The organism is Ruegeria sp. AG6 (genome assembly GCF_056541565.1).
Map to the genome: position 1 here is coordinate 38,203 of NZ_JBQFYQ010000002.1, position 24,025 is coordinate 62,227.

The 24,025-nt window shown below is 58.6% G+C and carries 18 protein-coding genes; 11 read left to right on the forward strand and 7 right to left on the reverse strand.

The window, feature by feature from the left end; genetic code table 11:
• The first annotated feature begins 61 nt into the window (after nucleotides 1–61).
• Together ACR0I0_RS07420 and ACR0I0_RS07425 are read left to right on the forward strand one after the other, a co-directional pair.
• Nucleotides 62–493 carry a DUF1489 family protein gene (locus tag ACR0I0_RS07420; RefSeq protein ID WP_171119093.1) on the forward strand — a complete coding sequence of 144 codons (432 nt, stop codon included), beginning with the start codon at nucleotides 62–64 and terminating at the stop codon, nucleotides 491–493.
• A gap of 98 nt (nucleotides 494–591) precedes the next feature.
• On the forward strand, nucleotides 592–975 hold the full coding sequence (locus tag ACR0I0_RS07425; RefSeq protein WP_480490800.1) for a hypothetical protein: 384 nt from the start codon (nucleotides 592–594) through the stop codon (nucleotides 973–975).
• On the opposite strand, the gene hisG is transcribed toward ACR0I0_RS07425, so the two are convergent.
• From hisG to hisS, 3 genes are read right to left on the reverse strand one after another with little or no spacing between them, the layout of a single operon-like run.
• A complete protein-coding gene (hisG, locus tag ACR0I0_RS07430; RefSeq protein ID WP_171637052.1) occupies nucleotides 972–1,667 on the reverse strand; it encodes an ATP phosphoribosyltransferase in 696 nt (231 codons plus the stop codon). The two genes, ACR0I0_RS07425 and hisG, sit on opposite strands and share 4 nt — an antisense overlap.
• Nucleotides 1,664–2,752: an ATP phosphoribosyltransferase regulatory subunit gene (locus tag ACR0I0_RS07435; RefSeq protein WP_480488438.1), complete on the reverse strand. Its 1,089-nt coding sequence runs from the start codon at nucleotides 2,750–2,752 to the stop codon at nucleotides 1,664–1,666. The genes hisG and ACR0I0_RS07435 overlap by 4 nt, the downstream gene beginning before the upstream one ends.
• Before the next feature lie 3 nt (nucleotides 2,753–2,755).
• On the reverse strand, nucleotides 2,756–4,243 hold the full coding sequence (hisS, locus tag ACR0I0_RS07440; protein ID WP_171723864.1) for a histidine--tRNA ligase: 1,488 nt from the start codon (nucleotides 4,241–4,243) through the stop codon (nucleotides 2,756–2,758).
• A gap of 129 nt (nucleotides 4,244–4,372) precedes the next feature.
• Here hisS and ACR0I0_RS07445 point away from each other — a divergent pair, with 129 nt between their 5' ends.
• The gene (locus tag ACR0I0_RS07445; RefSeq protein WP_152460143.1) at nucleotides 4,373–4,567 is read left to right on the forward strand and encodes a SlyX family protein; all 195 of its coding nucleotides are present in this window, start codon (nucleotides 4,373–4,375) and stop codon (nucleotides 4,565–4,567) included.
• A gap of 293 nt (nucleotides 4,568–4,860) precedes the next feature.
• On the opposite strand, the gene ACR0I0_RS07450 is transcribed toward ACR0I0_RS07445, so the two are convergent.
• Complete coding sequence (locus ACR0I0_RS07450) at nucleotides 4,861–5,229, reverse strand: DoxX family protein (protein WP_480490803.1); 369 nt, start codon at nucleotides 5,227–5,229, stop codon at nucleotides 4,861–4,863.
• On the reverse strand, nucleotides 5,226–6,374 hold the full coding sequence (locus tag ACR0I0_RS07455; protein ID WP_480490804.1) for a helix-turn-helix domain-containing protein: 1,149 nt from the start codon (nucleotides 6,372–6,374) through the stop codon (nucleotides 5,226–5,228). The genes ACR0I0_RS07450 and ACR0I0_RS07455 overlap by 4 nt, the downstream gene beginning before the upstream one ends.
• Before the next feature lie 74 nt (nucleotides 6,375–6,448).
• On the opposite strand from ACR0I0_RS07455, the gene ACR0I0_RS07460 reads away from it, so the two are divergent.
• The 4 genes from ACR0I0_RS07460 to ACR0I0_RS07475 all read left to right on the forward strand — a co-directional run bounded on the left by ACR0I0_RS07460 (nucleotide 6,449) and on the right by ACR0I0_RS07475 (nucleotide 11,633).
• Complete coding sequence (locus ACR0I0_RS07460; protein WP_480490806.1) at nucleotides 6,449–7,960, forward strand: metal-dependent hydrolase family protein; 1,512 nt, start codon at nucleotides 6,449–6,451, stop codon at nucleotides 7,958–7,960.
• 71 nt (nucleotides 7,961–8,031) lie between these two features.
• The gene (locus tag ACR0I0_RS07465) at nucleotides 8,032–9,390 is read left to right on the forward strand and encodes an amidohydrolase family protein (protein WP_171637059.1); all 1,359 of its coding nucleotides are present in this window, start codon (nucleotides 8,032–8,034) and stop codon (nucleotides 9,388–9,390) included.
• A gap of 90 nt (nucleotides 9,391–9,480) precedes the next feature.
• Nucleotides 9,481–10,311 (forward strand): efflux RND transporter periplasmic adaptor subunit, encoded by an 831-nt coding sequence (locus ACR0I0_RS07470; RefSeq protein ID WP_171723869.1) that lies wholly within the window; start codon nucleotides 9,481–9,483, stop codon nucleotides 10,309–10,311.
• Between the two features lie 20 nt (nucleotides 10,312–10,331).
• A complete protein-coding gene (locus ACR0I0_RS07475; RefSeq protein ID WP_209835359.1) occupies nucleotides 10,332–11,633 on the forward strand; it encodes an alpha/beta hydrolase in 1,302 nt (433 codons plus the stop codon).
• A gap of 308 nt (nucleotides 11,634–11,941) precedes the next feature.
• On the opposite strand, the gene ACR0I0_RS07480 is transcribed toward ACR0I0_RS07475, so the two are convergent.
• Entirely contained in the window at nucleotides 11,942–13,780 is a 1,839-nt protein-coding gene (locus tag ACR0I0_RS07480) for an amidohydrolase (RefSeq protein WP_480490807.1), read from the reverse strand.
• 168 nt (nucleotides 13,781–13,948) lie between these two features.
• The gene (gene dnaE, locus ACR0I0_RS07485; protein ID WP_480490808.1) at nucleotides 13,949–17,449 is read right to left on the reverse strand and encodes a DNA polymerase III subunit alpha; all 3,501 of its coding nucleotides are present in this window, start codon (nucleotides 17,447–17,449) and stop codon (nucleotides 13,949–13,951) included.
• 344 nt (nucleotides 17,450–17,793) lie between these two features.
• On the opposite strand from dnaE, the gene xdhA reads away from it, so the two are divergent.
• From xdhA to ACR0I0_RS07505, 4 genes are read left to right on the forward strand one after another with little or no spacing between them, the layout of a single operon-like run.
• The gene (gene xdhA / locus ACR0I0_RS07490) at nucleotides 17,794–19,155 is read left to right on the forward strand and encodes a xanthine dehydrogenase small subunit (RefSeq protein WP_480490810.1); all 1,362 of its coding nucleotides are present in this window, start codon (nucleotides 17,794–17,796) and stop codon (nucleotides 19,153–19,155) included.
• Nucleotides 19,152–21,554 (forward strand): xanthine dehydrogenase molybdopterin binding subunit, encoded by a 2,403-nt coding sequence (gene xdhB / locus ACR0I0_RS07495; RefSeq protein WP_480490812.1) that lies wholly within the window; start codon nucleotides 19,152–19,154, stop codon nucleotides 21,552–21,554. Before xdhA ends, xdhB begins: the two co-directional genes overlap by 4 nt.
• Nucleotides 21,554–22,489 carry a xanthine dehydrogenase accessory protein XdhC gene (gene xdhC, locus ACR0I0_RS07500; protein WP_480490814.1) on the forward strand — a complete coding sequence of 312 codons (936 nt, stop codon included), beginning with the start codon at nucleotides 21,554–21,556 and terminating at the stop codon, nucleotides 22,487–22,489. Before xdhB ends, xdhC begins: the two co-directional genes overlap by 1 nt.
• Nucleotides 22,486–24,003 (forward strand): ATP-binding cassette domain-containing protein, encoded by a 1,518-nt coding sequence (locus ACR0I0_RS07505; protein ID WP_171723876.1) that lies wholly within the window; start codon nucleotides 22,486–22,488, stop codon nucleotides 24,001–24,003. The genes xdhC and ACR0I0_RS07505 overlap by 4 nt, the downstream gene beginning before the upstream one ends.
• The last annotated feature ends 22 nt before the right edge of the window (nucleotides 24,004–24,025 follow it).

Here is a 24,025-nt window from a genome sequence, read left to right on the forward strand (position 1 = left end):
TGACATCTGGAACCAAGCTACAATATAAAGATGATCCTAGGGACGACTCTGTGGGAAAGCTGTGGATAATTACGTAAACCTCATAAAACTGTCCGTTGGTTCGGAAAGCGTCGACACGCTGATGGCCTGGCAGGACAGCTATCGCCAGCGGTTCGCAGATGGCCTGCCACGCCACGTCACCCGCATGTGGCCCAAGCGCGAAGCCGAAATTCTGAACGGCGGATCGATCTATTGGGTCATCAAGGGCGTAATCCAGTGTCGCCAACGGATCCTGCGGCTGGATGAAGTGATCGGAGACGATGGTATCCGCCGCTGTGCCATTGTGCTGGACCCCAAGCTGCACCGCACACAGAACGCCCTGAAACGCCCGTTTCAGGGATGGCGTTATCTCAAGCCTGAAGATACCCCTGCCGATTTGCCGAAAAACCGCGAGCAGGACGATGCCCTACCCGATGATCTGAACCGCGCCCTGGCGGAAATCGGGGTTCTATAAAGGCCGGCACCAGACCATCCGCAATGTGATGCTTTGAGGATGCCAACAAAATCGCATAGAATGTTTACTTGATTTTATTAAGTTAACGAGGGCAATCTATGATGATTGGACAATTTCGAACAATCGTATTGGCGGCTGTATTTGTAGCAGGTGGAACAAGCGTTCTCGCCGCCCCAAAGGATGGAACCTATAGCCTGACCGTGCCGTCCCAAAATCCGTTCCCGGTGTCGGTTACAATTACCGGCGGCAACATTGCAGGCATCACATCCTCAACGCTGCAAAATATCAACGGCGCCAGCGTTTCGGGGAACAGCAAAAAGCAATCCATCAGTTTCAACTTCGACAGCGCGAACTGCGGAGGCGGCAACACCGGCACCATGACATTCGACCTGAGAAAGAATGTCGTGTTCAAAAAATGGAAAGGGACGTGCAGGTCAAAACGTTTTGACATCAGCAAATCAGTGACCGCTGCCCCTGATTAAGTTTTGCTCACCCGGTCCATTACTTCCGCAAGCACCCGCTTGTCATCAGGCAAATAACTGGCCACCCGACTACGCCACAGCGTGGCCTGCGATTGCAGGATCAGACCGTCCGAGAGGATCTTCAGGTGGTTCGCGCGCAGGGTCTCTCCGGTCGAGGTGATGTCGGCAATTGCTTCAGCGGTTTCATTCATCACCGTGCCTTCAGTCGCGCCCTGACTGTCGACCAGCGTGTAATCGGCCACGCCCGCTTCTGTCAGGAATTCCCGAACCAGACGGTGGTACTTGGTGGCAATCCGCAGCCGGTGGCCATGGGTTTTGCGAAACGCGGCTGCTGCCGCGTCCAGATCATCAAGCGTATCGACATCGACCCAACATGCCGGGATTGCGACGATCAGATCAGCCTTGCCGAATCCAAGCTGCGAAACCTCTTCAACCTGCTGTTCCCAGCGCGGCAGTTTCTCGTGCACCAGATCGATCCCGGTGACGCCCAGATGAATCCGCCCCGCCGCCAGTTCACGCGGGATTTCCCCCGCCGACAGCAGGATCAGAGAGACCCCGTCGATCCCTTCGACCTTGCCCGCATATTCCCGGTCCGACCCGCTGCGTGACAAGGTGATGCCGCGTTTTTCGAACCACGAGAAGGTCTTTTCCATCAACCGGCCCTTCGAGGGCACACCCAGTTTCAGGCTCATACAGCACCCTCCTCGATCTCCAGCATCAGGTCGGGGCGCAACACGCCGCCGACAGCCGGGATTTCGTCTCCACGGCCCAATTGCCGTGTCAGCGCGTCATAGCGCCCGCCCGTGGCGATCGGAGGCAAATCAGGCCGACCTTCCGCGTAAAACCCAAAAACGAAACCATCGTAATATTCCATTGATGTCCGACCATAGGCGGCCTCGAAATCCAACCGCTCGACATCGACTCCACGTGCTTGCAGTGCAGCCACACGCGCCTCCAGCCGGTCCAGGGCGGGCGTGACCTGCGGCAGATCCACCGCCACGTCGCGCAGCTGTTCCAGCGCAAATGGCATGGTCTCGCGCACATTCAGCAACGTTTCCAGCCCGGCCAGCTCATTGTCGGAAATCGGCGGCGTATCACGGTCTTCGCGCAGGGCTTCAATGCGCGCTGCGATTTCGGCCTTGCGGCGCTTGCCGATCATAGGGGCATCAAAGGCCATCGGATCGGCAGCGTCCAGCAGCGCGGTTCGCCCTTCCGAGGGCGCCTTGCGACCTGCAAACCGATCCAGCAAGATACGGAATCGGCGCGGTCTCCACAGGTGCCGCATAAGAGCGGCCTTGCGGCGCTCGGTCGTACGCAGCCCTTCGACCGCGGCGGTGAGGATACCGATATCCCCGGTTGCCGCACGCAAGGGCAGCCCGCGCAGTTGCAGCGCCATCAGCGAAAACACTTCGGCATCGGCACCAGCGGGATCTTCGCGGTCAAACACCTCATACCCCACCTGAATATACTCGTTCGAGCGGTCCGGGTCGTGTTCCTGACGGCGGAACACCTCACCGGAATAGGTATAGCGTGCAGGCTCGGCCCCGTCTCGCATGTGCATCTGAACAACAGGCAGGGTGAAGTCCGGGCGCAGCATCTGCTCGCCCCGCAGCGCGTCCGAGGTGACGTAGGCACGGGCGCGGATATCCTCGCCATAAAGGTCCAGCAACACTTCAGCGGGTTGCAACAGAGGCGTATCCACCACCTGCGCGCCCGCAGCCTCGAACCGAACACGCATCATCGCGGCACGGGCCTGTATCTGGGAACGGTTGGGCATGGGTCAGTCCTGACTGTCCAGAATTTCACGCACTTTCGCGACCAGATCAGCGCGCGATACTTCGAACTGGCTGGGGCGTTCTTTCCATTCCTCCAGCGTGGCGCTTTCGGCGATTTTGGTTCCAAGGATCAGGTCCTTGATCTGCACGATGCCTTTTGCCTTTTCGTCCCCGCCTTCGATCACCGCAACCGGAGAGTTGCGCTTGTCCGCGTATTTCAACTGATTGCCGAAATTCTTGGGATTGCCCAGATAGACCTCGGCCCGGATGCCCGCGTTGCGCAGCTCGGCCACCATCGCCTGATAATCGGCCATCCTGTCGCGATCCATGACGGTGACGACCACAGGGCCTTTGGCCTGGGCGCTGATCCGACCCTTTTCGCGCAGGGCCGCCAGCAGGCGGTCAACACCGATGGAAACGCCGGTCGCGGGCACTTCCTGTCCGGTGAAACGCTTCACCAGATCGTCATAGCGCCCGCCGCCCGATACGGACCCGAACTGCCGCTTGCGGCCTTTCTCGTCAAAGATCTCAAAGGTCAGTTCGGCCTCATAGACCGGCCCGGTATAATAACCCAGACCGCGCACGACCGAGGGATCGATCTGGATGCGATCAGCGCCATAGCCGCCCGCGGCCAGCAACTCGCCGATCTGTTCCAATTCCGAAATGCCTTCGGCGCCGATTTTGCTGTCACCCACGGCCGCTCGCAGGTTGGCCAGCGTTCCAGCGGCATCATCGGCTTTGGAGGTCAGGAAGGCGATCACCGGCTCGGCCTGATCGTCGGACAGGCCCACACCGTCGATGAACGCGCCCGAGGCATCCAGCCGGCCCTTGGTCAGCAACTCGCGCACGCCCTGCCCGCCAACTTTGTCGAATTTGTCGATGGTGCGCAGAACGTCGTCGCGCGCTGCCGCGTCTTCACCCAAACCCATCGCTTCGAGCACGCCGTTCAAAACCTTGCGGTTGTTGACCCGGACCAGATAATCGCCGCGTGGAATGCCCACGGTTTCCAGCGTATCCGACAGCATGGCGCAGATTTCGGCGTCCGCAGCCATGCTGGCCGTCCCCACCGTATCCGCATCACACTGATAGAATTGGCGATACCGCCCTGGCCCCGGCTTTTCGTTGCGCCAGACCGGACCCATCGCATAGCGGCGATAGGGCGTGGGCAAATCGTTGCGGTGCTGGGCATAGACCCGGGCCAAAGGTGCTGTCAGATCATAGCGCAGCGCCATCCAATCGCCGTTGCCGCCCTCGTCAAACTCCTGCCACGCAAAGACGCCCTCGTTCGGGCGGTCCACGTCGGGCAGGAACTTGCCCAGCGCCTCGACGGTCTCGACCGCACTGCTTTCAAGTGCGTCGAACCCGTAACGATGATACACGCCCGCAATCGTCCGCAGCATCTCGGTGCGCTGCGTGACTTCCTCGCCGAAATAGTCACGGAACCCTTTCGGCGTGACGGCCTTGGGGCGGGGCTGTTTCTTGGGCTTGGCCATGTGGGGCGTCCTTGGGAGTGTCCTTGTTCCGCGCGCGGTCTATCCCATGGTCCGCATCGGGGCAAGGCGCGCTTTCTCTGGCCTTGGGCCGACTGTGTCGCTATGACCAGCGCAAGACAGGAGTTCCCCATGCAGCATCTGGAAGAAGAGATCGCCCATCTGACCCGTACCGTGGACGAGCTGAACACGGTCGTCACCAGACAACAGTCGGAAATCGACCGGCTGACCCAACGGGTTGAAATGCTGTTGCAGCGCGAAGCAGAACGGGCGCAGGAAGGATCAGGCGGCGTTGTCTTTGGTGACGAACGCCCGCCGCATTATTGAGTGGCCGGGAGGCCGTTTCTTCCGTTTTGTACAGGCGCTTGGGGCGTGGTAGTCCGTTTTGTACGAAACGTCTCAGGGCCGAACCGTCACACTCGGACAGAAACCGCGTTGGGTAACGGCGCCGGGTATGGGTCAGTTGTCAGTAGTGCGGACAAACCCGCCGCCCGGCCCAATGGCGTCAATTGGCGCTTCCGGCGCTTAATTGCTATTTCCATGGACATCCATGAACGGCAGCTTTCTGCATTAAAACCTTCCGAACAGTCTGCTTGGGACAACCAAATAGACCCTGCGGTTCACGTGAAGACCGAACTTATGCTGCTCCAACCGTGCCAAAGCACAGATGCAGAAACAGCCGCGGTTATCATTGCGGGGATTCCGTCTTTCCAGGAGTCAAATATCAGGTGACAGAAGATGGCTCCGACGGATGTTGCCAAAAGTGCTGCTGCTCCGAGCGGACCCAGCCAGGACTGTTGGAACCAGATTGTGACGGCTCCGAACAATTCAATGAGACCCACCAAGAACATGGCCTGCCGATTGAGGCCATAGCTTTCGAACATTGCGAGCTGTGTTTCGAAGATCTTCCTTTGCCAACCCGAAAGTTTGATTGAGCTCGCGAGCAGGAAGAACGCTGACAGGAGCGCAATGACTATCGTTAAGGTCATTCTTCTGGTTCCGTGTAAGAGCGCTTGAAAGCCTGTGGGGACTGACCAGTCCACCTCCGGAACGCCCGTGAGAATGCAGTCGGGTCGGAAAACCCGAGTTGCTGAGCGGTGTCAGTGACCGAGCAGGATTTCACACCCAACAGTTCAATCGCTTTCTCTCGTTTCATGCGTGCAATGACCTTGGATGTTGTCTCGCCACGTTCCGACAGACGCGCATTCAGGGTATTTGGATGCAAACCGACCGTGCGCGCGGCCTCTACCGCTGTAAACGCCGGATCAGCCAGTCGAGACCGGACGATGTCTTCGAACCCGGCCAAAAAATCGAGCGGGGCCGCAAGTTCCATGACTGATGGGTGATACTCGGGGTTGTTCTCCATCATGTCCTCTGAGAGGCGATGGTTCAGCCAGATGGATGGGAAGCGTATCGAAAACCCTCGATCGTCGCAGGGAATGCCAGTGACCCCGTAAAACTGTTTGGGCAAAACGTTAGGGTTGGCCAGTTGCAGTACGATCTCACGCGGATCCCAACGGAAATCGATCACTCGGTGCAGCAAAGAAATCCAGATCCCGATCATGAAGCCATCGGCTTGGGCAGGTGACACTGACGAGCGAAAATGCCGTCGGGCCGCAAAGTAAGCATATTCGTCTTCTACGACTAAGGACTGAGTGACTGCATTTGACTCCTTCGAAACAATCTGGGTGAAACGTGTGAACAAGTCACCCAGCGTATAGGCCTTTGCAAGCTCCTGCCCTTTTGGAAGGAAGCGCTTGAGATCAACAGACTGGCCAACCCGAGTGCAAAAATCTGCTCCTTCGGCTTCAGATGCGGCATTGAAGGCTGCATATACGGTTTCATGTGACAGAAATTGCTCAGGTGCGATCATAGTTGCCGCGTCAAAACTCAGATGTGCGAAGACATCATCAGCATCCTGCCCCCGCGCGCGTAACGCCGCGACGACCGGCGCCAGTACTGTTGCCCGCACCAATGGCAGATCAGAGTCTTTTGGTGTTTTGCGATTCCCGAACATATTTGCTCCCTCTACTGGGACTCGTGCCTGCGCCACGGCGTGCTTTCCAGAAAAAAGTTCAATAACCTGACCAAATTCTAACCGAAAAATCTCTAACCTTAGGATACGGTCAAGCATTTTCCAAATGAAGGTGTCATATTCATAAAATGAAATGAACTAGTCGACATCGATCACGCAACTAGGGATTTGACATGGCAAGATATTGCAAAAGAGTTTTCGCTGCCTTGACATTTGTAACGCTGACGCTGTCCACCTCGACTGCATTTGCTCAGCAGGAAGCGCCATCAGTCACCTTGTTCAAAAACGTGAAAGTTTTTGATGGGAACACCGATGGTCTTCTGGACCTGGATGTTCTTGTTGTCGGAAACAAGATCCACAAGGTCGCTGAAGACATTCCAGAGACCGGAACATGGGAAGTGCAAGCTGGTCCGAGTGGGCCATTGTATTCAGAAATTCATAGCGGCAGCAGTGGCTACACCTTCATCATCGAGGGCGAAGAAGGGACGCAGACAGTCGAACTGTCGCCCAACGTCATCGACGGCGGGGGACGCACCTTGATGCCGGGCATGATTGATAGCCATACGCATTTTAACCTTTCTATGGACGGCGGGCGTCCGGGCATGGAAATAGCCCGGTGGGACTATATGGCGGGGCATGCCTCGTCTGCTGCATTGGAGTGGTTCTACGATGGCTTCACGACAGTGCGTGATATGGGGGGCATGGCCGACGGATTGCGACGTGTCATCGACAACGGCCTAATGGAAGGACCTCGCATCTACAGCGCTGCCGGGATGATCAGCCAAAGCGCTGGTCACGGTGATCTCTTGTTTGAAAGCCAGACAAGTCCCCAGCAGAGTAGCACCTGGCGCAATGGCATATATCACATTGCAAACAGCCCTGATGAAGTTCGAGCAGCCGTTCGCAGGAACTTTAATGCGGGCGCCACCCATATGAAAATCATGATGGCCGGTGGTGTTGCCAGCAACAAAGGTCCCTTTGAGGCCTCTCAATACACCGACGCTGAAATTATCGCCGCAGTAGAAGAAGCTGCAACGCGTGGAACCTATGTTGCAGCGCACCTTTATCTTGATGAAGCCATTCGCCGTGCGCTCGATTTGGGTGTCATGTCGATTGAACATGGACAGTTCCTACAGGAAGACACGGCCATGTTGATGAAGGAAAAAGGTGCCTTCATTTCTCCTTACATTGCAGCCGTCATGAGCGAAGACATCCTGACCCATCCGGTCTATGGCAATCCTTCAACATTTGAGTACGCCAGAACACTTATGATGAAAGAGGGAACAAAAAACTTCGCTGAAGTCATCAAAAAGGTGAAGCCGAACATTGTGTTCTCAATCGACATCGTGAGTACCAATGGCATGGCCGCAAGACACCACCGGGACCATGAGAAATGGATATTCGCAGATACATTTGGCAACTATGAAACACTGAAAGCAATGACGTCCACTGGCGGCAAGCTTGCCGCCTTGACCGGTGGCAGTAACCCTTACCCCGCACCTCTTGGTGTCATCGAGGAAGGCGCATACGCCGACATTCTGCTTGTCGATGGAAATCCGCTTGAGGACATCACTGTTCTGGGCGGAAACCCTTCATGGTTTAACGCAGAACCGCGTCCGCGTGGCATCAAGACCATCAACCTCATCATGAAGGATGGCGTGATCTACAAGAACACTCTGCAATAATCCCTCGGGAGGCGGGGCTTCGGCCCTGCCTTCCATTGTTAAGAGAAAGAGTTGTGATGAAGATCAAAACAATGACTTCCCTGAGAGCAGTACTGGCCTTGTCGCTGACCTGCTCTGCCGCTCTTGCGCAGGACGACGCGCCGCCACGGACCCTGTTCACCAATGTTCATGTCTTTGACGGCATGAACGAGGCGCGGATCGAGAATGCCAGCGTTCTGGTCGAGGCCAACCTTATCAAGCAGGTCTCGGCAGAGACCATCGACGCGCCGGATGCTACGGTTATTGACGGTGGCGGGCGCACACTGATGCCAGGTATGTTGGATATGCACGTTCATATCTCGACCTTCGGGCCCGTGCAAACGCAATCGCGCGACGGGCTGCATCCCTACGCTCATGGTGCGTTGGCCGCAGATCGTGCCGAAGGGATGCTGATGAACGGATTTACCACAGTACGGGATCTGGGTGGTCCGTCAAATTTCATGCGTCTAATCATCGACGAGGGCGTCATGGTGGGGCCTCGCATCTATCCCACGGAAAACTGGATCACCACAACATCCGGTCATGGCGATTTCCGTGAATTGAATGACTCCCACCCGAATATCGCTGGCGGACGGCAACATTTCTACGAAGATTATGTTACGATTATCGCTGACGGGCGGGCGGAAACCCTGCGCGCGGCGCGTGAAGCATTCCGTCGCGGTGCGGTACAGCTCAAACTGTTCACCGGAGGCGGTGTAACAAGTTTGTTTGATCCACTTCATTCGGGCCCTCTTGATGAAGAGGTCCAAGCAGTCGTTGAGGTGGCGGAGCGCTGGGATACCTATGTCGCGTCTCATGCACACACCGCTGCTGCGCTTCAGCAGGCTATCGACAATGGCGTGATGTCGATTGAGCACGCACCCTATCTGACCGATGAGCAGGCCAAGACGATGATTGAAAACGGCATGTTTCTGTCCACTGCGTTTTCGCCAGTGTTTTCAATCTCAGTGGAACAAGCTGAAAAGGCTTATCCACCAGAAAGCTTTGCAAAGTGGAGCGTTATTCGGGACGCATCGGCAAACTTGCTGGAAGTCATGAAAAACAACCCTGACCTGAAAGTGGTTCTTGCATCAGATCATATTCCCCAATGGAATACTGGTCGCGAATATGATGATCGCGCGCTAGATGAGTTCGAGTTTTTCTCAGAAGCTATTGGCAACTTCCGGACACTAAAGTCGTTTACCTCGACAGCCGGAGAACTGAATGCTCTGACCGGCCAGATGAATCCATACCCAGAAGGCCCGTTGGGCGTCATTCAAGAAGGCGCCTATGCAGACCTATTGCTGGTCGATGGCAATCCTCTGGAAAACATCGAGATCATGAAGGATCCGGACACAAATCTAAAAATCATCATGAAGGACGGCGTGATCTACAAGAACACGCTGAACTGAGCGATGGGCGGGATGGTTCACCTCGTCCATCCCGCCCGTTTGTAAAAACCATTAGAGGAACCAAAAAACGGACATAGGAGAAAGAGACCCGTGGCAAGAAAGCTTTTGCAAGCCACACTGATCACAACCTTGCTTTGCGCGGCCGTAGTGAACGCACAGAGCAGTGGTCCGGGGGTTTTCAGTGCGGAAGGAGAAGGAGTGGTTGTGCCAGCCAAAAGCTGGGATGTGTCGGCAGCCGCCGAAAACCAGATCGACACTGTCCACTTTATTGAAGGTCAATTCGTCAAAGAAGGTGATCTACTGGTGACTTTCGACCAGGTCTTCAAGCAATGGGATGCCAAAATCGGTGAGTTGGCTCACCAGCAGGCCGTGGCTGAACTGGAGTTGGCCCAGGCTGACCTGTCCAGAAAGAAGCGGTTGGGCACCAATTCTGTGTCTGAAGTTGAGATTGCGCAAGCTGAAGCGCGCGTCAAAATCGCAGAAGCGACCGTTGAGACAAAGAGGCTCAATGCGGAAAAGGCCAAGGCAATCTCAGATCTCCAGCTCATCCACGCACCGTTCGACGGCCAGATGAGTGCGCCGCGGTTTCGCGATAATGCAAACGTCGTCGCCGACTCGCCCGAAATCGGAACCCTGTATCAACTGGATCCGATCCACGTTCGCGTGGAGGGAACGTACGAGAAGCATCAGGAACGCATCCTCGCGGGCGAAAGCCACGACAGTGTAATGGGCAGCCTGACTCTGGTGCTGGAACTGCCGGGAGGGAGTGAATTTCCACATCACGGACGCCTTATCTCAACGCCGTTTGAATTCGATCCGGAGACAGGGATTGGCTACAGCATCGCCGAATTCCCCAATCCTGAATTCCTATTGCGCCCCGGCATGAAGGTATTGGTCACGTCTTATGAAAACTCGAAATGATCCAAAGAAAGGGATATCAAATGAAAACTTGGACATCTCCGTTTCTGGCTTCAGCTGCATTGGCGGGACTTGCTACGGTTGCCGCTTCTGAAGCAGCAGACCACGGATCGCACTGGAATTTGATGTCTGACGCTTATGCTCGCGTCGGCGAGATTCTGAAATCTGAGGAAGGCACCACTGCCGTCGAGCGCTTGAACGAAGAATTGTCCGCGCTGAAAGAGGCGTGCGATAAGTTGGAAGTGAAAAGTCAGAACGCGCCATGTCACGAAGATGTACGGCGTCTTCTTTCCATTGCGACCTTCAACGCTGACCCCAATGATCCAAATCGAAACAAGACATTTCCAACGCATATTCCCGATTTTGTTAGTCCGGAGATGCGTGAGGTGATGGTTAACTGGACGCCCAATTGGCTCACCAGCAGTTGGGAAGGCTATCCAGACCCAACGGACTACGGTGCATGGCAGTCGTTGCACGATGAATTGATCGATCCAATGGAGGCCGCCGGCAAACAACTTTTAAAGACTTACAACTTGTCGACCGAGGAACGTGAGATAGGTGGTGTTAGAACGGTTATTATCAGTCCGAGCGAAAACCGCCATCCGGGAAAAATACTCATTCATGCACATGGTGGTGCCTTTTACGGAAACACTCCGGAAACAACGTTTGACCGGACAGCACCACTTGCCAATCATATGGGCATCGACATTGCCTCCGTCGATTACAAATTGATGCCAGCCCCCGACTGGGACATTTTGGACCAGCGGGATCAGGTGATCGCCGTTTTTGATGCACTGACCGGAGAGGGCGGTGGCTATAAACCAGAGAACGTCGGAATTTACGGTTGTTCCGCGGGCGGCGGATTGGTGGCGATGGCGACAAATGCCATGTCGCATCGCGGAGGAGCGCTGCCTGGTGCGGCCGTAATGCAAAGCCCGCAGACTGATTTCTCATTCAACAGCGATTCGACATGGACGCTGCGGTACGACGATCCACGCACTAACGTAGATCACTTGATCGACTCAGTCTGGCCGATGCTGGGAATTACTGAAGAGAAAGCACAAGATCCGCGCTACTCTACTGTGTACGACAATTTCGAGGGGCGAGATTTCCCTCCGACGATGGTACAGACTGGGTCTAAGGAAATTCAGATGAGCGACGGCATACGCATGTACGGAGTCCTGCGTAGTGCGGGCCACGAGGCAATTCTGGATGTTCACGACGCCATGCAACACTGCTTCCACGGTCATTCCGAGACACCGGAATCCGCTGAAGCCGTTCGCCGCGTCGCTGTGTTCCTAGAAGAGCATCTTGGTTCGGAATGAGAAAAATGGATCGCTGAAAGGAGGGGGCGAGTGGCTTGGAGAGACGCTTTGAAGCCGCTCGCCCCATATTGAAAAACGTAAGAAAATGGACGTTGTCAAGTCTCAGCGGATCGAGGCCCTTTTCCGCATTCGGGACCTATGATCCGAGCGCCGTGAACGGCCGATGTCCGCCCTTCGCGCTGATGCTGCACAAAATACGCATGCGCACAATGGGCTCATAGCTGCCATCCCGGCGATTGAAGGCAAAGCCCCCGCTTCTCGCTACGGATCCTCGACCGACTACACCCGGTCCAGCTCGATTCCCGAATTCATTCCAACCGGAACATCAGCTGCTGAAGCCACGGCCTCTCCACACCGGTTGCCTGATACATCGCGTGAAGAAAGTTGTGCGCTGACACCGGGTCGCTCATGAAGGGCGAAGAGCGGATTTCGCCCTTCTTCACCTCGTCGCGCGCCTCGTAGATCACCGTGTCTTCCTTGATCGTCGCCATGATCCTGACGGCGTCCAGCGTCTCGGGGTCGATGGCGGTGGGATCTTCGGAGAGGAGCACGAAATCGGCAAGCTTGCCCGCCTCGATCGACCCCTTGTCGTTTTCCTCGAAATGCTGCCAGGCGGGCCAGATCGTCAGCGCCTTGAGCGCGGTCGCGACGTCGACCCGGTGACGGGGGCCAAGAATGTCACCCGATCTCGTGCGCCGGGTCACGGTGGCATCCAGTATGCGCATGCTGTCAGGCAAGGCGACCGGCGCGTCGTGATGCGAGCCGAATATCATGCCCCGCTCGAGCAGCCAACCAGTGGGCGAAATGTTCTCGGCATTGACCGGGCCTACGGTGTGGTCGCGGTGCCAGTCGCCCCAATAGAAGGTGTGCATCGGGAAAAGGGACATGAACACGCCCAGCCGCTTGTAGGCGTCGACCTGGTCCTCGCGCAGGAACTGGCCGTGTATCAGTGCGGGGCGGTTGCCCGGATCGCCATACGTGTCCTGCGCAGCCTGAAGCGCAGCAATGAGCATGTCCGACGCGCCTTCGCCATTGGAATGGGTGATGATCTGGATGCCATTCTCGTAACACCAGTTCACGGCATCCTGCACCTGCTCGATTGTCACCGCCGAGTACCCCTTGTAGCCTGCGGGATAGTCGCCAACCGGGTCATAGTAGGGACGGTCGCGGAGCGCGGTAAAGCCTTGCGGCGAGCCGTCGATCGTCAACTTGCAACCGCCCACGCGAATACCGTTTTCATATTCTTTCGAAACATTGTCGCCAATATAATCCCTCGCTTCCAACACATCGGGATAGGCCACGACGTCAATCGGTATCCTGCCGTCGGCCGCCATGGCCTTCAGCGACTCGACGGCAAACCCCGAGGACCGGCCGTCCTGCCCCGTGGTGTAGCCAAAACGCGCCCAGAGTTTGGACCCGGCAACCGCGAATTCCGCGAAGGCGTCCGGACCGAGTTGCTTCAGGACGGGGACGAGCGTCCCGAAAAACGCGTATTCCTCAAGAACCCCGTTCGGCGCGCCATCGGCTTCCCGCCGAATCTTGCCACCGGCCGGGTCCTGCGTCGATGCATCGTAGCCGACAATCTCAAGCGTCTTCGAGTTCGCCACGCCGAGATGGCCGGACTGGTGGACAATCACGATGGGAAGCTCCTGAGAGATCGCGTCAAGGTCTTCGCGGGTCGGGTGGCGCTTCTCGGCTAGCTGGGCGTTGTCATAGCCGAAGCCGATGATCACTCCGGCCTTCTCGACCGCATCCCTGTTTGCATCGATCCAGTCGCGCAGCGCCTGTTGCAGGCTGGCAATGTCCGTGACCCCGCCGTCCGGCGGCGAAAGAAGGTTCGCCGACAAGGCTTGCAGGCCACCGAAAACCACGTGCCCGTGACTGTCGACAAAGCCCGGCAGCATCGCCCGGCCGTCAAGATCGAACAATTCCGTCGCGTCGCCCCGGTGCGCCATGATTTCCGCAAGCGCGCCGACGGCGAGGATACGCCCGTTCTTAACCGCGACGGCCTCGGCGGTCGGCTGAGCATCGTTGATCGTGAGGATCGGTCCGCCAGTATAGATCGTGTCGGCGGCCTCCTGCGCGGTCGCGGCGCTGGTTGACATGGCAAAACCCGCCAGCCAGACAAGATTCAGCAAACGTGGCATCAGGAATACCCTCTCAAATACATCGGAAGACAAACGACTGAATAATGGTCGTGTCTATCGTGGCTAAATCGTATTGCCCGACAGACACGCATTGCAAGATTTTTCGGCCAGCCAGAGGTGTCCGCAAGCCGCCATCCCGGCGACTGAAAGCGAAGCCCCGGCTTCCTGCTACAGTTCCTCGACCGACAGCACCCCGTCCAGCGACTTGATCGCGCCCTTGATCTGCGGGTTGATCGGAAAGTCCTGGCCCAGATCCATCTCGACATCGCCCGGCAACCCCGGCGCCATCAGGCAGAGCTGGATCGGCCCCTTCGAGGCCCCGCGCGCCGCCCCGGCGGCGTCCTCGAGCACCTTGGCGACCGTTGGTACGACCTGCGCTTCGTCAACAAAGATGCGCAACCCGGTTGCTCCGGCTTCGGCCACAAGGGAATCCGCAGGGCCAACCGAGCGGCCCAGCAGCTTGAGCTGATCGGCTTCCATCGTCGCCTCGGCGGTCAGAACCACCTGCGCGCCGGTTTCCAGAAACTCGCGGCACTTCTCCAACGTGTCCGAAAACAGCGTGACCTCATAGGCGCCGGTGGGATCAGACATTTGAACGAAAGCAAAGCGGTTGCCCTTGGCCGATTTCCGCTCCTGCCGCCCGGCGACAACCCCGGCCATCTTGGCGATGAACGGACCAGACCGGGCCTTTTCCGTCACCTCGTCCAGCGTCATCACCTGTTTGCGCTTCAGCGCGGGCATGTAATCGTCCAGCGGATGCCCCGAGAGATAGAAGCCGATGGCCTTGAATTCTTCGCTGAGGCGTTCGGCCGGCAGCCAGTCCGGCGTCGGCGACAGGCGCGGTTCGGGCAGGTCGTCGCCTGCCTCGCCGAACAGAGACACCTGATTGGAGTTTTTCTGTTCATGGATCGCCGCCGAATACTGCACCAGACGGTCAAGGCTTTCGAACACGCGGCGACGGTTCTTGTCGAGCTCATCAAAAGCGCCGGCACGCGCCAGCATTTCCAGCGGACGTTTGCCGACCTTCTTCAGGTCGACCCGGCGGGCGAAGTCAAAGAGGTTGACGAACGGTTTGTCTCCCCTGCCCTGCACCACCAGATTCATCGCCTCGACGCCCACGTTTTTCAGCGCGCCGAGCGCATAGACCAGTTGGCCATCCACCACGTCGAAGGTCGCTAGCGAGCGGTTCACGCAGGGCGGCACGTAGGGCAGGCCCAGCCCCTTGCGGACCTCTTCGAAATACACCGCCAGCTTGTCGGTCAGGTGGATATCGCAGTTCATGACCCCGGCCATGAACTCGACCGGGTGGTTCGCCTTGAGCCAGCCGGTCTGATAGCTGACCACCGCATAGGCCGCCGCGTGGGACTTGTTGAAGCCGTAGTTGGCGAATTTCTCCAAGAGGTCGAACACCTCGGAGGCCTTCTTGGCGTCCACGCCGTTCTTGGCCGCGCCGGCCTCGAATTTCGGGCGTTCGGCATCCATCGCCTCTTTGATCTTCTTGCCCATCGCGCGGCGCAGCAGGTCGGCGCCGCCAAGGCTGTATCCCGCCATGACCTGCGCGATCTGCATCACCTGCTCCTGGTAGACGATGATGCCCTGCGTTTCCTCGAGGATATGGTCGATCAGCGCGTGGACCGAGGTGATCTCGCGCTGGCCGTTCTTGACCTCGCAATAGGTGGGGATGTTCTCCATCGGGCCAGGACGGTAGAGCGCCACAAGCGCCACGATGTCCTCGATGCAGGTGGGTTTCATGCGCTTGAGCGCGTCCATCATGCCCGAGCTTTCCACCTGGAACACCGCCACGGTCTTGGCCGCGGAATAGAGCTTGTACGTCGCCTCATCATCCAGCGGGATGGCGTTGATCTGGTTTTCAGCCCCCTCGGCGGGCTCATAAAGTTCAGTGCCATCGGCGGCGATGTGCAATGGGCGCCCGGATTTGAAAATCAGGTCCATCGCGTTCTGGATAACGGTCAGGGTCTTCAGACCCAGAAAGTCGAACTTTACCAGCCCGGCCTGTTCCACCCATTTCATGTTGAACTGGGTCGCGGGCATGTCCGAACGCGGGTCCTGATAGATCGGCACCAGCGCATCCAGAGGACGGTCGCCGATCACCACGCCTGCCGCGTGGGTCGAAGCATTCCGCAACAGCCCCTCGACCTGCTGGCCATAGGTCAGCAGGCGGTCGACCACCTCTTCCTCGTGCGCGGCCTCGCGCAGGCGGGGTTCGTCTTTCAGCGCCTTTTCGATGGAAACAGGTTTCACCCCCTCAACCGGGATCATCTTGGACAGGCGGTCCACCTGCCCATATGGCATTTGAAGCACCCGCCCGATGTCGCGCACTGCGGCCTTGGACAAGAGCGCGCCGAAGGTGATGATCTGACCCACTTTGTCGCGGCCGTATTTCTGCTGCACGTAACGGATCACCTCTTCGCGGCGATCCATGCAGAAGTCGATGTCGAAGTCGGGCATCGAGACCCGTTCGGGGTTCAGGAAGCGTTCGAACAGCAGGCTGTAGCGCAGCGGGTCAAGGTCGGTGATCGTCAGCGCATAGGCCACCAGCGAGCCCGCGCCCGAGCCCCGCCCCGGCCCGACCGGAATGTCGTGATCCTTGGCCCATTGGATGAAATCCGCGACGATCAGAAAGTAGCCGGGGAAACCCATGCTTTCGATGATGCCCAGTTCGAAATCCAGACGTTCCTGGTATTCCTCGGGCGTCACCGCATGCGGGATCACGGCCAGACGTTTCTGCAAGCCCTCATTGGCGATGCGCCGCAGCTCGGCCACCTCGTCATCCGCGAATTTCGGCAGGATCGGGTCGCGTCGATAGGCCATGAACGCGCAGCGTCTGGCGATCTCGACGGTGTTTTCGATGGCCTCGGGCAAGTCGGCGAACAGGGTCGCCATCTCTTGTTGTGACTTGAAGTAGTGCTGCGCCGTCAGACGACGGCGGCCTTCCTGCTGGTCGACATAGGCCCCTTCCGATATGCAGATCAGCGCGTCATGCGCTTCGTACATGTCCGGCGTCGGGAAATAGACGTCATTCGTGGCGACCAGCGGCAGGTTCTTGGCATAGGCCATCTCGACATGGCCGCGTTCTGTCAGGCGTTCGGCCTCGGGTTGGCCATCTTCACCCGGATGGCGCTGAAGCTCGATATAAAACCGGTTGGGGAACATTGCCGCCAGCCGATCGACCAACGCTTCGGCCGCCGGGCGCTGACCCTGTTGCAGCAGCATCCCGACCGGGCCGTCAGGTCCACCGGACAGGCAGATCAACCCTTCAGATCGGTCGGCCAGTTCTTCCAAAGTGACCTGAGGCAGTTGCCCGCCCTTGTCCACATAGAGACACGTGCTGAGTTTCATCAGGTTTTCGTACCCGGTCTCGGACTGCGCCAGTAGCACCAGAGGCGCCGGCGTTTTTGGCTTCTCGCCCGGCTGGGCCTGGACATAGGTCAGATCGACCTGGCACCCCATGATCGGCTGTACCCCGGCGCCGCTTGCGGTGACCGCGAATTCCAGCGCCGAAAACATCGAATTGGTATCCGTCACGGCGACCGCCGGCATTTCCATCTTCTCGCACAGGCCCGGCAGCTTTTTCAGCCGCACGGCGCCTTCCAGAAGGGAATATTCAGTGTGAACGCGGAGGTGGATGAATCGTGGAGAACTGCTCATGACGCCCAAGCTACCCCAGCCGGCTGCGCGGCAAAAGACTGAACCGCGTTGCGTTTGCCGCAAAAAAAATCGCCATTGATTATTCGGCTTTTTCAGAAGGTGCTTCGGGATTGACTGGGCGTCGCAATCAAAAACCGCTTTATTTACAAGTGGCTGCCCATTAATCAGAAAAGGCGGTCTCAGGCCGTATACGTCTAATGGTGTATAACAGAGGCGGTTTTTCTTGCCAGACAAGCCGCGCTGTTTCTAACATCTCATGGCAAGCAATTCGCCCGCCACTCTTTCTACGTCGCATCGAAGGAGGGCCACAAGGGCGCAACCGGGTAAGGCGACGGGTTTCTCGAATGAACATCACGTTTCTTCTGAACGGAGAGACAGTGGAGTTGGCTGATATCGATCCGACAGCCACCCTGCTGGATTGGCTGCGCGAAGATCGCGGCCTGACCGGCACAAAGGAAGGCTGCAACGAAGGCGATTGCGGGGCTTGCACCGTGATGGTGACGGATGACGAAGGCGCCAAGGCACTGAACTCGTGCATTCTGTTTCTGCCGCAGCTGCACGGCAAAGCGGTGCGCACGGTTGAAGGCGCCAGCGGCCCGAATGGCGAAGCGCACCCGGTTCAGCAGGCAATGGTTGATCTGCACGGTTCGCAATGCGGCTTCTGCACACCCGGTTTCGTCATGTCGATGGTGGCCGGGCACACGAACGGTGCAACGGACCATGACACTTTGCTAGCAGGCAACCTGTGCCGCTGCACCGGCTATGCGCCGATCATTCGCGCAGCGAAAGCGGCCGAGGAACAGCCCGTTCCGGTTTGGGTCAAAGATAAACCACCTGCAACGATTGCCGCTGCGCGCATACTGCCAACCTCATCCGACGAGTTGGCCGCCGTATATGCCGAGAACCCGAATGCGACACTGGTCGCTGGTGCGACCGATGTGGGCCTTTGGGTTACCAAGCAACTGCGCGAACTGGACCCGGTGATCTTCCTCAACCGCTGTAATGATTTGAAGAAGATCACGCTCAGCGGTGAAGAAGTCCGCTTTGGCGCAATGGTCGACATGAATCGCATGAGCGCGGCGATGGCCGATCTGCATCCGTCCTATGCCGAGATGATCCGCCGCTATGCCAGCGTGCAAGTGCGCCATGCGGCCACCGTGGGCGGCAATATCGCAAACGGTTCGCCCATCGGGGACAACCCGCCCGCGCTGATCGCGCTGGGGGCGACGCTGCATCTGCGCAAGGGCGACGAGCGGCGGTCGATCCCGCTGGAAGAGTTCTTCATCGACTACGGCAAACAGGATCGGGTTCCGGGCGAGTTTGTGGAAGCCGTCAGCTTCCCCCGCCAGCCAGATCGCCTGAAGGCTTACAAGCTCAGCAAACGGTTCGATCAGGATATTTCGGCCGTCTGCGGCTGTTTCAACATAACCGTTTCGGAGGGCAGCGTCACACAGGCGCGCATCGCCTATGGTGGCATGGCTGCTATTCCGAAACGGGCAACCCATGTCGAGGCCGCTTTGGTCGGCAAACCGTGGACGCGCAAGACCGTTGACGCCGCGCTGCCATCGTTTGCCGACGACTTTTCGCCACTCACGGATATGCGCGCCTCGGCTCTGTATCGACTGGAAACCGCCAAGGCGATGCTGCAACGGTATTTCCTGGAAGATCAGGGCGAGATCACCAATGTGCTGGAGGTGTCAGCATGAGTGTGACGCAAGCCCTGCCCCACGACGCCGCCCCTTTGCACGTTTCGGGCGCGGCGCGGTACGTGGATGACATCCCGACACCCAAGGGCACGCTGCACCTGGCCTTTGGCCTGAGCCCGATCGCCAAGGGCAAGATCACCGCAATGGATCTGTCGGCTGTCAAAAACGCCGAGGGTGTCGTGATGGTTATGACGGCAGAGGACCTGCCTTTCGCCAACGATGTCTCGCCCTCGATCCACGATGAGCCGCTGCTGTCGGACGGCACGGTGCACTATATAGGCCAGCCCGTGTTCCTGGTTGTCGCCACCAGCCATCTGGCCGCCCGCAAAGCGGCGCGATTGGGCAAGGTCGACTATGCCGAGGAAACGCCGATCCTGACGATCGCGGACGCCTTGGCCGCCGACAGCCGGTTTGAAGACGGTCCACGCATCTATGCCAAGGGTGATGCGGATGCGGCCATTGCCAGTGCGCCGCATGTGATCGAAGGTTCGTTCGAATTGGGCGGGCAGGAGCATTTCTATCTGGAAGGTCAGGCCGCGCTGGCCGTTCCGAATGAAGGTGCGGATATGCTGGTGCATTCCTCGACCCAGCACCCGACCGAGATTCAGCACAAGGTGGCCGACGCACTGGGTGTTCCGATGCACGCCGTCCGGGTCGAGACCCGCCGCATGGGCGGAGGGTTTGGCGGCAAGGAAAGTCAGGGCAACGCTTTGGCAGTGGCCTGCGCCGTGGCCGCCCGCGCAACCGGCAAGGCCTGCAAGATGCGCTATGACCGTGACGATGACATGATCATCACCGGCAAGCGCCACGCTTTCCGCATTTCGTACAAGGCCGGGTTCGATGAGCATGGCCATATTCAGGGCGTCTCATTCCACCACTATGCGATCTGCGGCTGGGCGCAGGACCTGTCGTTGCCCGTGGCCGACCGGGCGATGCTGCACTCGGACAACGCCTACCTTTTGCCGAACGCCCGGATCGAAAGCCACCGCTTGAAGACCAACACCCAATCTGCCACCGCCTATCGCGGGTTCGGCGGCCCGCAAGGCATGGTCGGCATCGAACGGATCATGGACCATGCCGCGCATACGCTGGGTTTGGATCCCGTCGAACTGCGCCGCCGGAATTACTATGCACCCGCGCACGCCGTGGCCGAGAGCACACCGACAGAAAAACCACTGGGGCATCCCGATCCGCACGAAGACCTGACCAGCCGCGGCGCCGTTGAAATGGGTGACGCACCGGTGCGTCCTCTGCCTGCCGGCGGCAACACCACACCCTATGGGATGGAGGTCAGCGATTTCGAACTGCACGGCATGACCGAGGCGTTGCTGAAATCCAGCGACTATGCCGCGCGCAAGGCCGCTGTCGCGAAATGGAATGCCGAGAACAGTGTAATCAAAAAGGGCATCGCCTTTTCCCCGGTCAAGTTTGGTATCTCGTTCACGCTGACCCACCTCAATCAGGCGGGTGCGCTGGTGCATGTCTATCAGGACGGATCAGTCCACCTGAATCACGGTGGCACCGAGATGGGCCAGGGCCTGTTCCAGAAGGTCGCACAGGTCGCAGCGTCGCGCTTTGGCATACCGTTGGAGATGGTGAAAATCACCGCAACCGACACGGCGAAAGTACCGAACACGTCTGCGACGGCGGCATCTTCGGGAAGTGACCTGAACGGTATGGCGGTGAAGGCCGCATGCGACACGATCCGTGATCGGATGGCCGCCTATATTGCGGAACGTCATCAGGCCGATCCATCAACGGTCACGTTCTCGGATGGGCATGTCTCGGTCTCAGAAGAACGCTACACCTTCGCCGAAGCCGCCGCACTGGCCTATCAAGGGCGCGTCAGCCTGTCGGCGACCGGGTTCTACAAGACGCCCAAGATCGAGTGGGACCGGATCGCCGGGCGCGGTCGCCCTTTCTTTTACTTTGCCTACGGCGCTTCCGTTACCGAGGTGGCGGTGGACACTCTGACCGGTGAAAACCGAATTCTGCGAACGGATATCCTGCATGACGCGGGCGCGTCGCTGAATCCGGCTTTGGACATAGGTCAGGTTGAGGGCGGCTATGTACAGGGTGCAGGGTGGCTGACGACCGAAGAGCTGGTCTGGGATGACACGGGCAACCTGCGCACGCACGCGCCTTCGACCTACAAGATTCCGGCCTGCTCGGACCGGCCGGACATCTTCAACGTCAGGCTTTGGGATGGCGAAAACCGCGAGGACACCATCTATCGTTCGAAAGCTGTGGGCGAGCCGCCTTTCATGCTGGGGATCTCGGCCTGGCTGGCGCTGTCGAACGCGGTTGCCGCCTGCGGAGACAGATACCCGGCCCTGAACGCTCCGACCACGGCCGAAGAGGTTTGGCGCGGGGTCCAGAGGATGAAGGGAGGCACCTGATGGGATTTGACCTTAAGGCTTTGAGGGAGGCGGTCAAAACCCACGGGAAAGTGGTTCGGGTGGTCATCGCCGGGATCAAAGGGTCGTCCCCGCGCGAGGTGGGTGCTGCGATGCTGGTCTGGACGGACGGGCAAAGCGGAACCATCGGTGGTGGTACGCTGGAATACCAGGCCGCAGAGGCCGCACGATCGCAAACAGTCGCCACGCGCCTGACGCATCACACGCTGGGACCGGACATGGGCCAATGTTGCGGCGGAGCGGTCTCGTTGTTCAGCGAAGTCTATGATCTCAAGAAGGTTGAAACGCTGGATGATACGATCATTGCACGATCAGCATCCGGTGGTGCCGTGCCTCTTTCGGTCAAGCGAGTGCTGGCGGCAGCACGCAGTCAGGGTATTGCACCCGAAACACGCCTGATCGACGGCTGGATGATCGAACCGGTGCATAAACCGGCACGAAACCTGTGGATCTGGGGCGCAGGTCACGTCGGACGGGCGCTGGTGGATGTTCTGTCCCCCCTGCCCGATCTTGCGATCACTTGGGTCGATACCGGCCCCGAGCGCTTTCCGGACGTGATTCCTGCAGGCGTGACCGATCTGCCAGCGACGAAACCGGTCGAACTTGTGCGACATGCACCGCCCAATGCCGAGCACCTTGTGCTGACTTATTCACACAATCTGGATTTAGAGTTGTGCAACAGGCTGCTTTTGCACGATTTCCGCTTTGCGGGACTGATCGGCTCGGCTACCAAATGGGCGCGGTTCAGATCGCGGCTGGCGGCTCTTGGGCATCCGCCCGACCGGATAAGCCGGATTACCTGCCCGATTGGTGACCCGTCGCTGGGCAAACACCCGCAGATGATCGCCGTGGGCGTCGCAGCGCAACTGCTGCGCCCGGCCCGGCAGAATGAGTTGAAGAAGGACCTGAGCGCGTGACCACTCCATTGCTGAGCCTGCAAGGGTTGACCAAAGCCTATCCCGGTGTCGTGGCCAATGACCAGGTGTCCTTTGATATCGGTGAGGGCGAAGTTCACGCCTTGTTGGGGGAAAACGGGGCCGGGAAATCCACGTTGGTCAAGATGATCTATGGGCTGGTGAAACCTGACAGTGGCACCATGCTGTTACGCGGTCAGCCCTTTGCGCCGCCTGAACCCCGCGCCGCGCGGGCTGACGGAATTGCGATGGTGTTCCAGCATTTTTCGCTGTTTGACGCGCTGAACGTGGCCGAGAACATCGCCTTGGGGATGGAAAATCCGCCGGCCATGGGTGATCTGGCCTCGCGCATCCGCGAAGTGTCCGAAACCTATGGCCTGCCGCTGGATCCGTTCCGCACTGTCGGCGATCTGTCCGCCGGGGAACGCCAGCGTGTTGAAATTATCCGTTGCCTCCTGCAAGACCCGAAACTGCTGATCATGGACGAACCGACCTCGGTGTTGACCCCGCAGGAGGTCGAGATCCTGTTCGAGACGCTGAACAAGTTGCGGTCCGAGGGCACATCGATCCTGTATATCTCGCACAAGCTGGAAGAGATACGGACCCTGTGTGATCACGCCACGATCCTGCGTCTGGGCAAGAATGTGGGCGAGTGTGTCCCCTCTGAGACCTCGGCCCGCGACATGGCCGAGCTGATGGTGGGAACGGCCCTGCAAACCCCGGAACGTTCGGAGCGTGAATTTGGCGCAGTGACGCTGGATGTCAGCGGGCTGTCGGTGCCTTCTCCGTCAGAATTCGGCACCGCATTGCGTAACGTGCATTTGACCGTCCGCAAGGGCGAGGTTCTGGGCATTGGCGGCGTTGCGGGCAACGGGCAGGATGAATTGCTGGGCGTTCTGTCCGGCGAAATCCTGACATCTGCCGACGCGATCAAGTTCAACGGTCAGGCGATCGGCAAGCTGGGTCCGACTGCGCGACGCAAACTTGGCGTGTTGACCGCGCCCGAAGAGCGGCTGGGCCATGCCGCCGCCCCGAACATGAGCCTGACCGAAAACGCCCTGTTGACCGGGTCGGTTCGAGAGGGTCTGGAAAGCAACGGCTTTCTGAAATGGGCCGAGACCAAGAGCTTTGCGGAGAAGATCATCGAGATTTTTGACGTCCGGACACCCGGCCCGGACAACGCGGCGCGGTCCTTGTCCGGGGGGAACCTACAGAAATTCGTGATCGGACGCGAAGTGCTGCAAAACCCGGATGTGCTGGTGGTGAACCAGCCAACCTGGGGCGTGGATGCCGCAGCGGCGGCGGCCATCCGGCAAGCCATTCTCGACCTGGCGGCAAAGGGAACGGCGGTTGTCTGCATCTCTCAGGATCTGGATGAGTTGATGGAAATCTCGGACAGCTTTGCTGCGCTGAACGAGGGCCGCCTGAGTGCACCACGTCCGACAACCGGACTGACAGTAGACGAAATCGGGCTGATGATGGGCGGTGCCCACGGAATGGAGGTGGCGCATGTGTGATCTGTTGGGCCGCCTTCGGCGA

Coding starts and splice junctions, on each gene's coding strand:
- ACR0I0_RS07425 (WP_480490800.1), top strand. CDS start 592: ATGATGATTGGACAATTTCGAACAATCGTATTGGCGGCTGTATTTGTA.
- hisG (WP_171637052.1), bottom strand. CDS start 1,667: ATGAGCCTGAAACTGGGTGTGCCCTCGAAGGGCCGGTTGATGGAAAAG.
- ACR0I0_RS07435 (WP_480488438.1), bottom strand. CDS start 2,752: ATGCCCAACCGTTCCCAGATACAGGCCCGTGCCGCGATGATGCGTGTT.
- hisS (WP_171723864.1), bottom strand. CDS start 4,243: ATGGCCAAGCCCAAGAAACAGCCCCGCCCCAAGGCCGTCACGCCGAAA.
- ACR0I0_RS07445 (WP_152460143.1), top strand. CDS start 4,373: ATGCAGCATCTGGAAGAAGAGATCGCCCATCTGACCCGTACCGTGGAC.
- ACR0I0_RS07450 (WP_480490803.1), bottom strand. CDS start 5,229: ATGACCTTAACGATAGTCATTGCGCTCCTGTCAGCGTTCTTCCTGCTC.
- ACR0I0_RS07455 (WP_480490804.1), bottom strand. CDS start 6,374: ATGCTTGACCGTATCCTAAGGTTAGAGATTTTTCGGTTAGAATTTGGT.
- ACR0I0_RS07460 (WP_480490806.1), top strand. CDS start 6,449: ATGGCAAGATATTGCAAAAGAGTTTTCGCTGCCTTGACATTTGTAACG.
- ACR0I0_RS07465 (WP_171637059.1), top strand. CDS start 8,032: ATGACTTCCCTGAGAGCAGTACTGGCCTTGTCGCTGACCTGCTCTGCC.
- ACR0I0_RS07475 (WP_209835359.1), top strand. CDS start 10,332: ATGAAAACTTGGACATCTCCGTTTCTGGCTTCAGCTGCATTGGCGGGA.
- ACR0I0_RS07480 (WP_480490807.1), bottom strand. CDS start 13,780: ATGCCACGTTTGCTGAATCTTGTCTGGCTGGCGGGTTTTGCCATGTCA.
- dnaE (WP_480490808.1), bottom strand. CDS start 17,449: ATGAGCAGTTCTCCACGATTCATCCACCTCCGCGTTCACACTGAATAT.
- xdhA (WP_480490810.1), top strand. CDS start 17,794: ATGAACATCACGTTTCTTCTGAACGGAGAGACAGTGGAGTTGGCTGAT.
- xdhB (WP_480490812.1), top strand. CDS start 19,152: ATGAGTGTGACGCAAGCCCTGCCCCACGACGCCGCCCCTTTGCACGTT.
- xdhC (WP_480490814.1), top strand. CDS start 21,554: ATGGGATTTGACCTTAAGGCTTTGAGGGAGGCGGTCAAAACCCACGGG.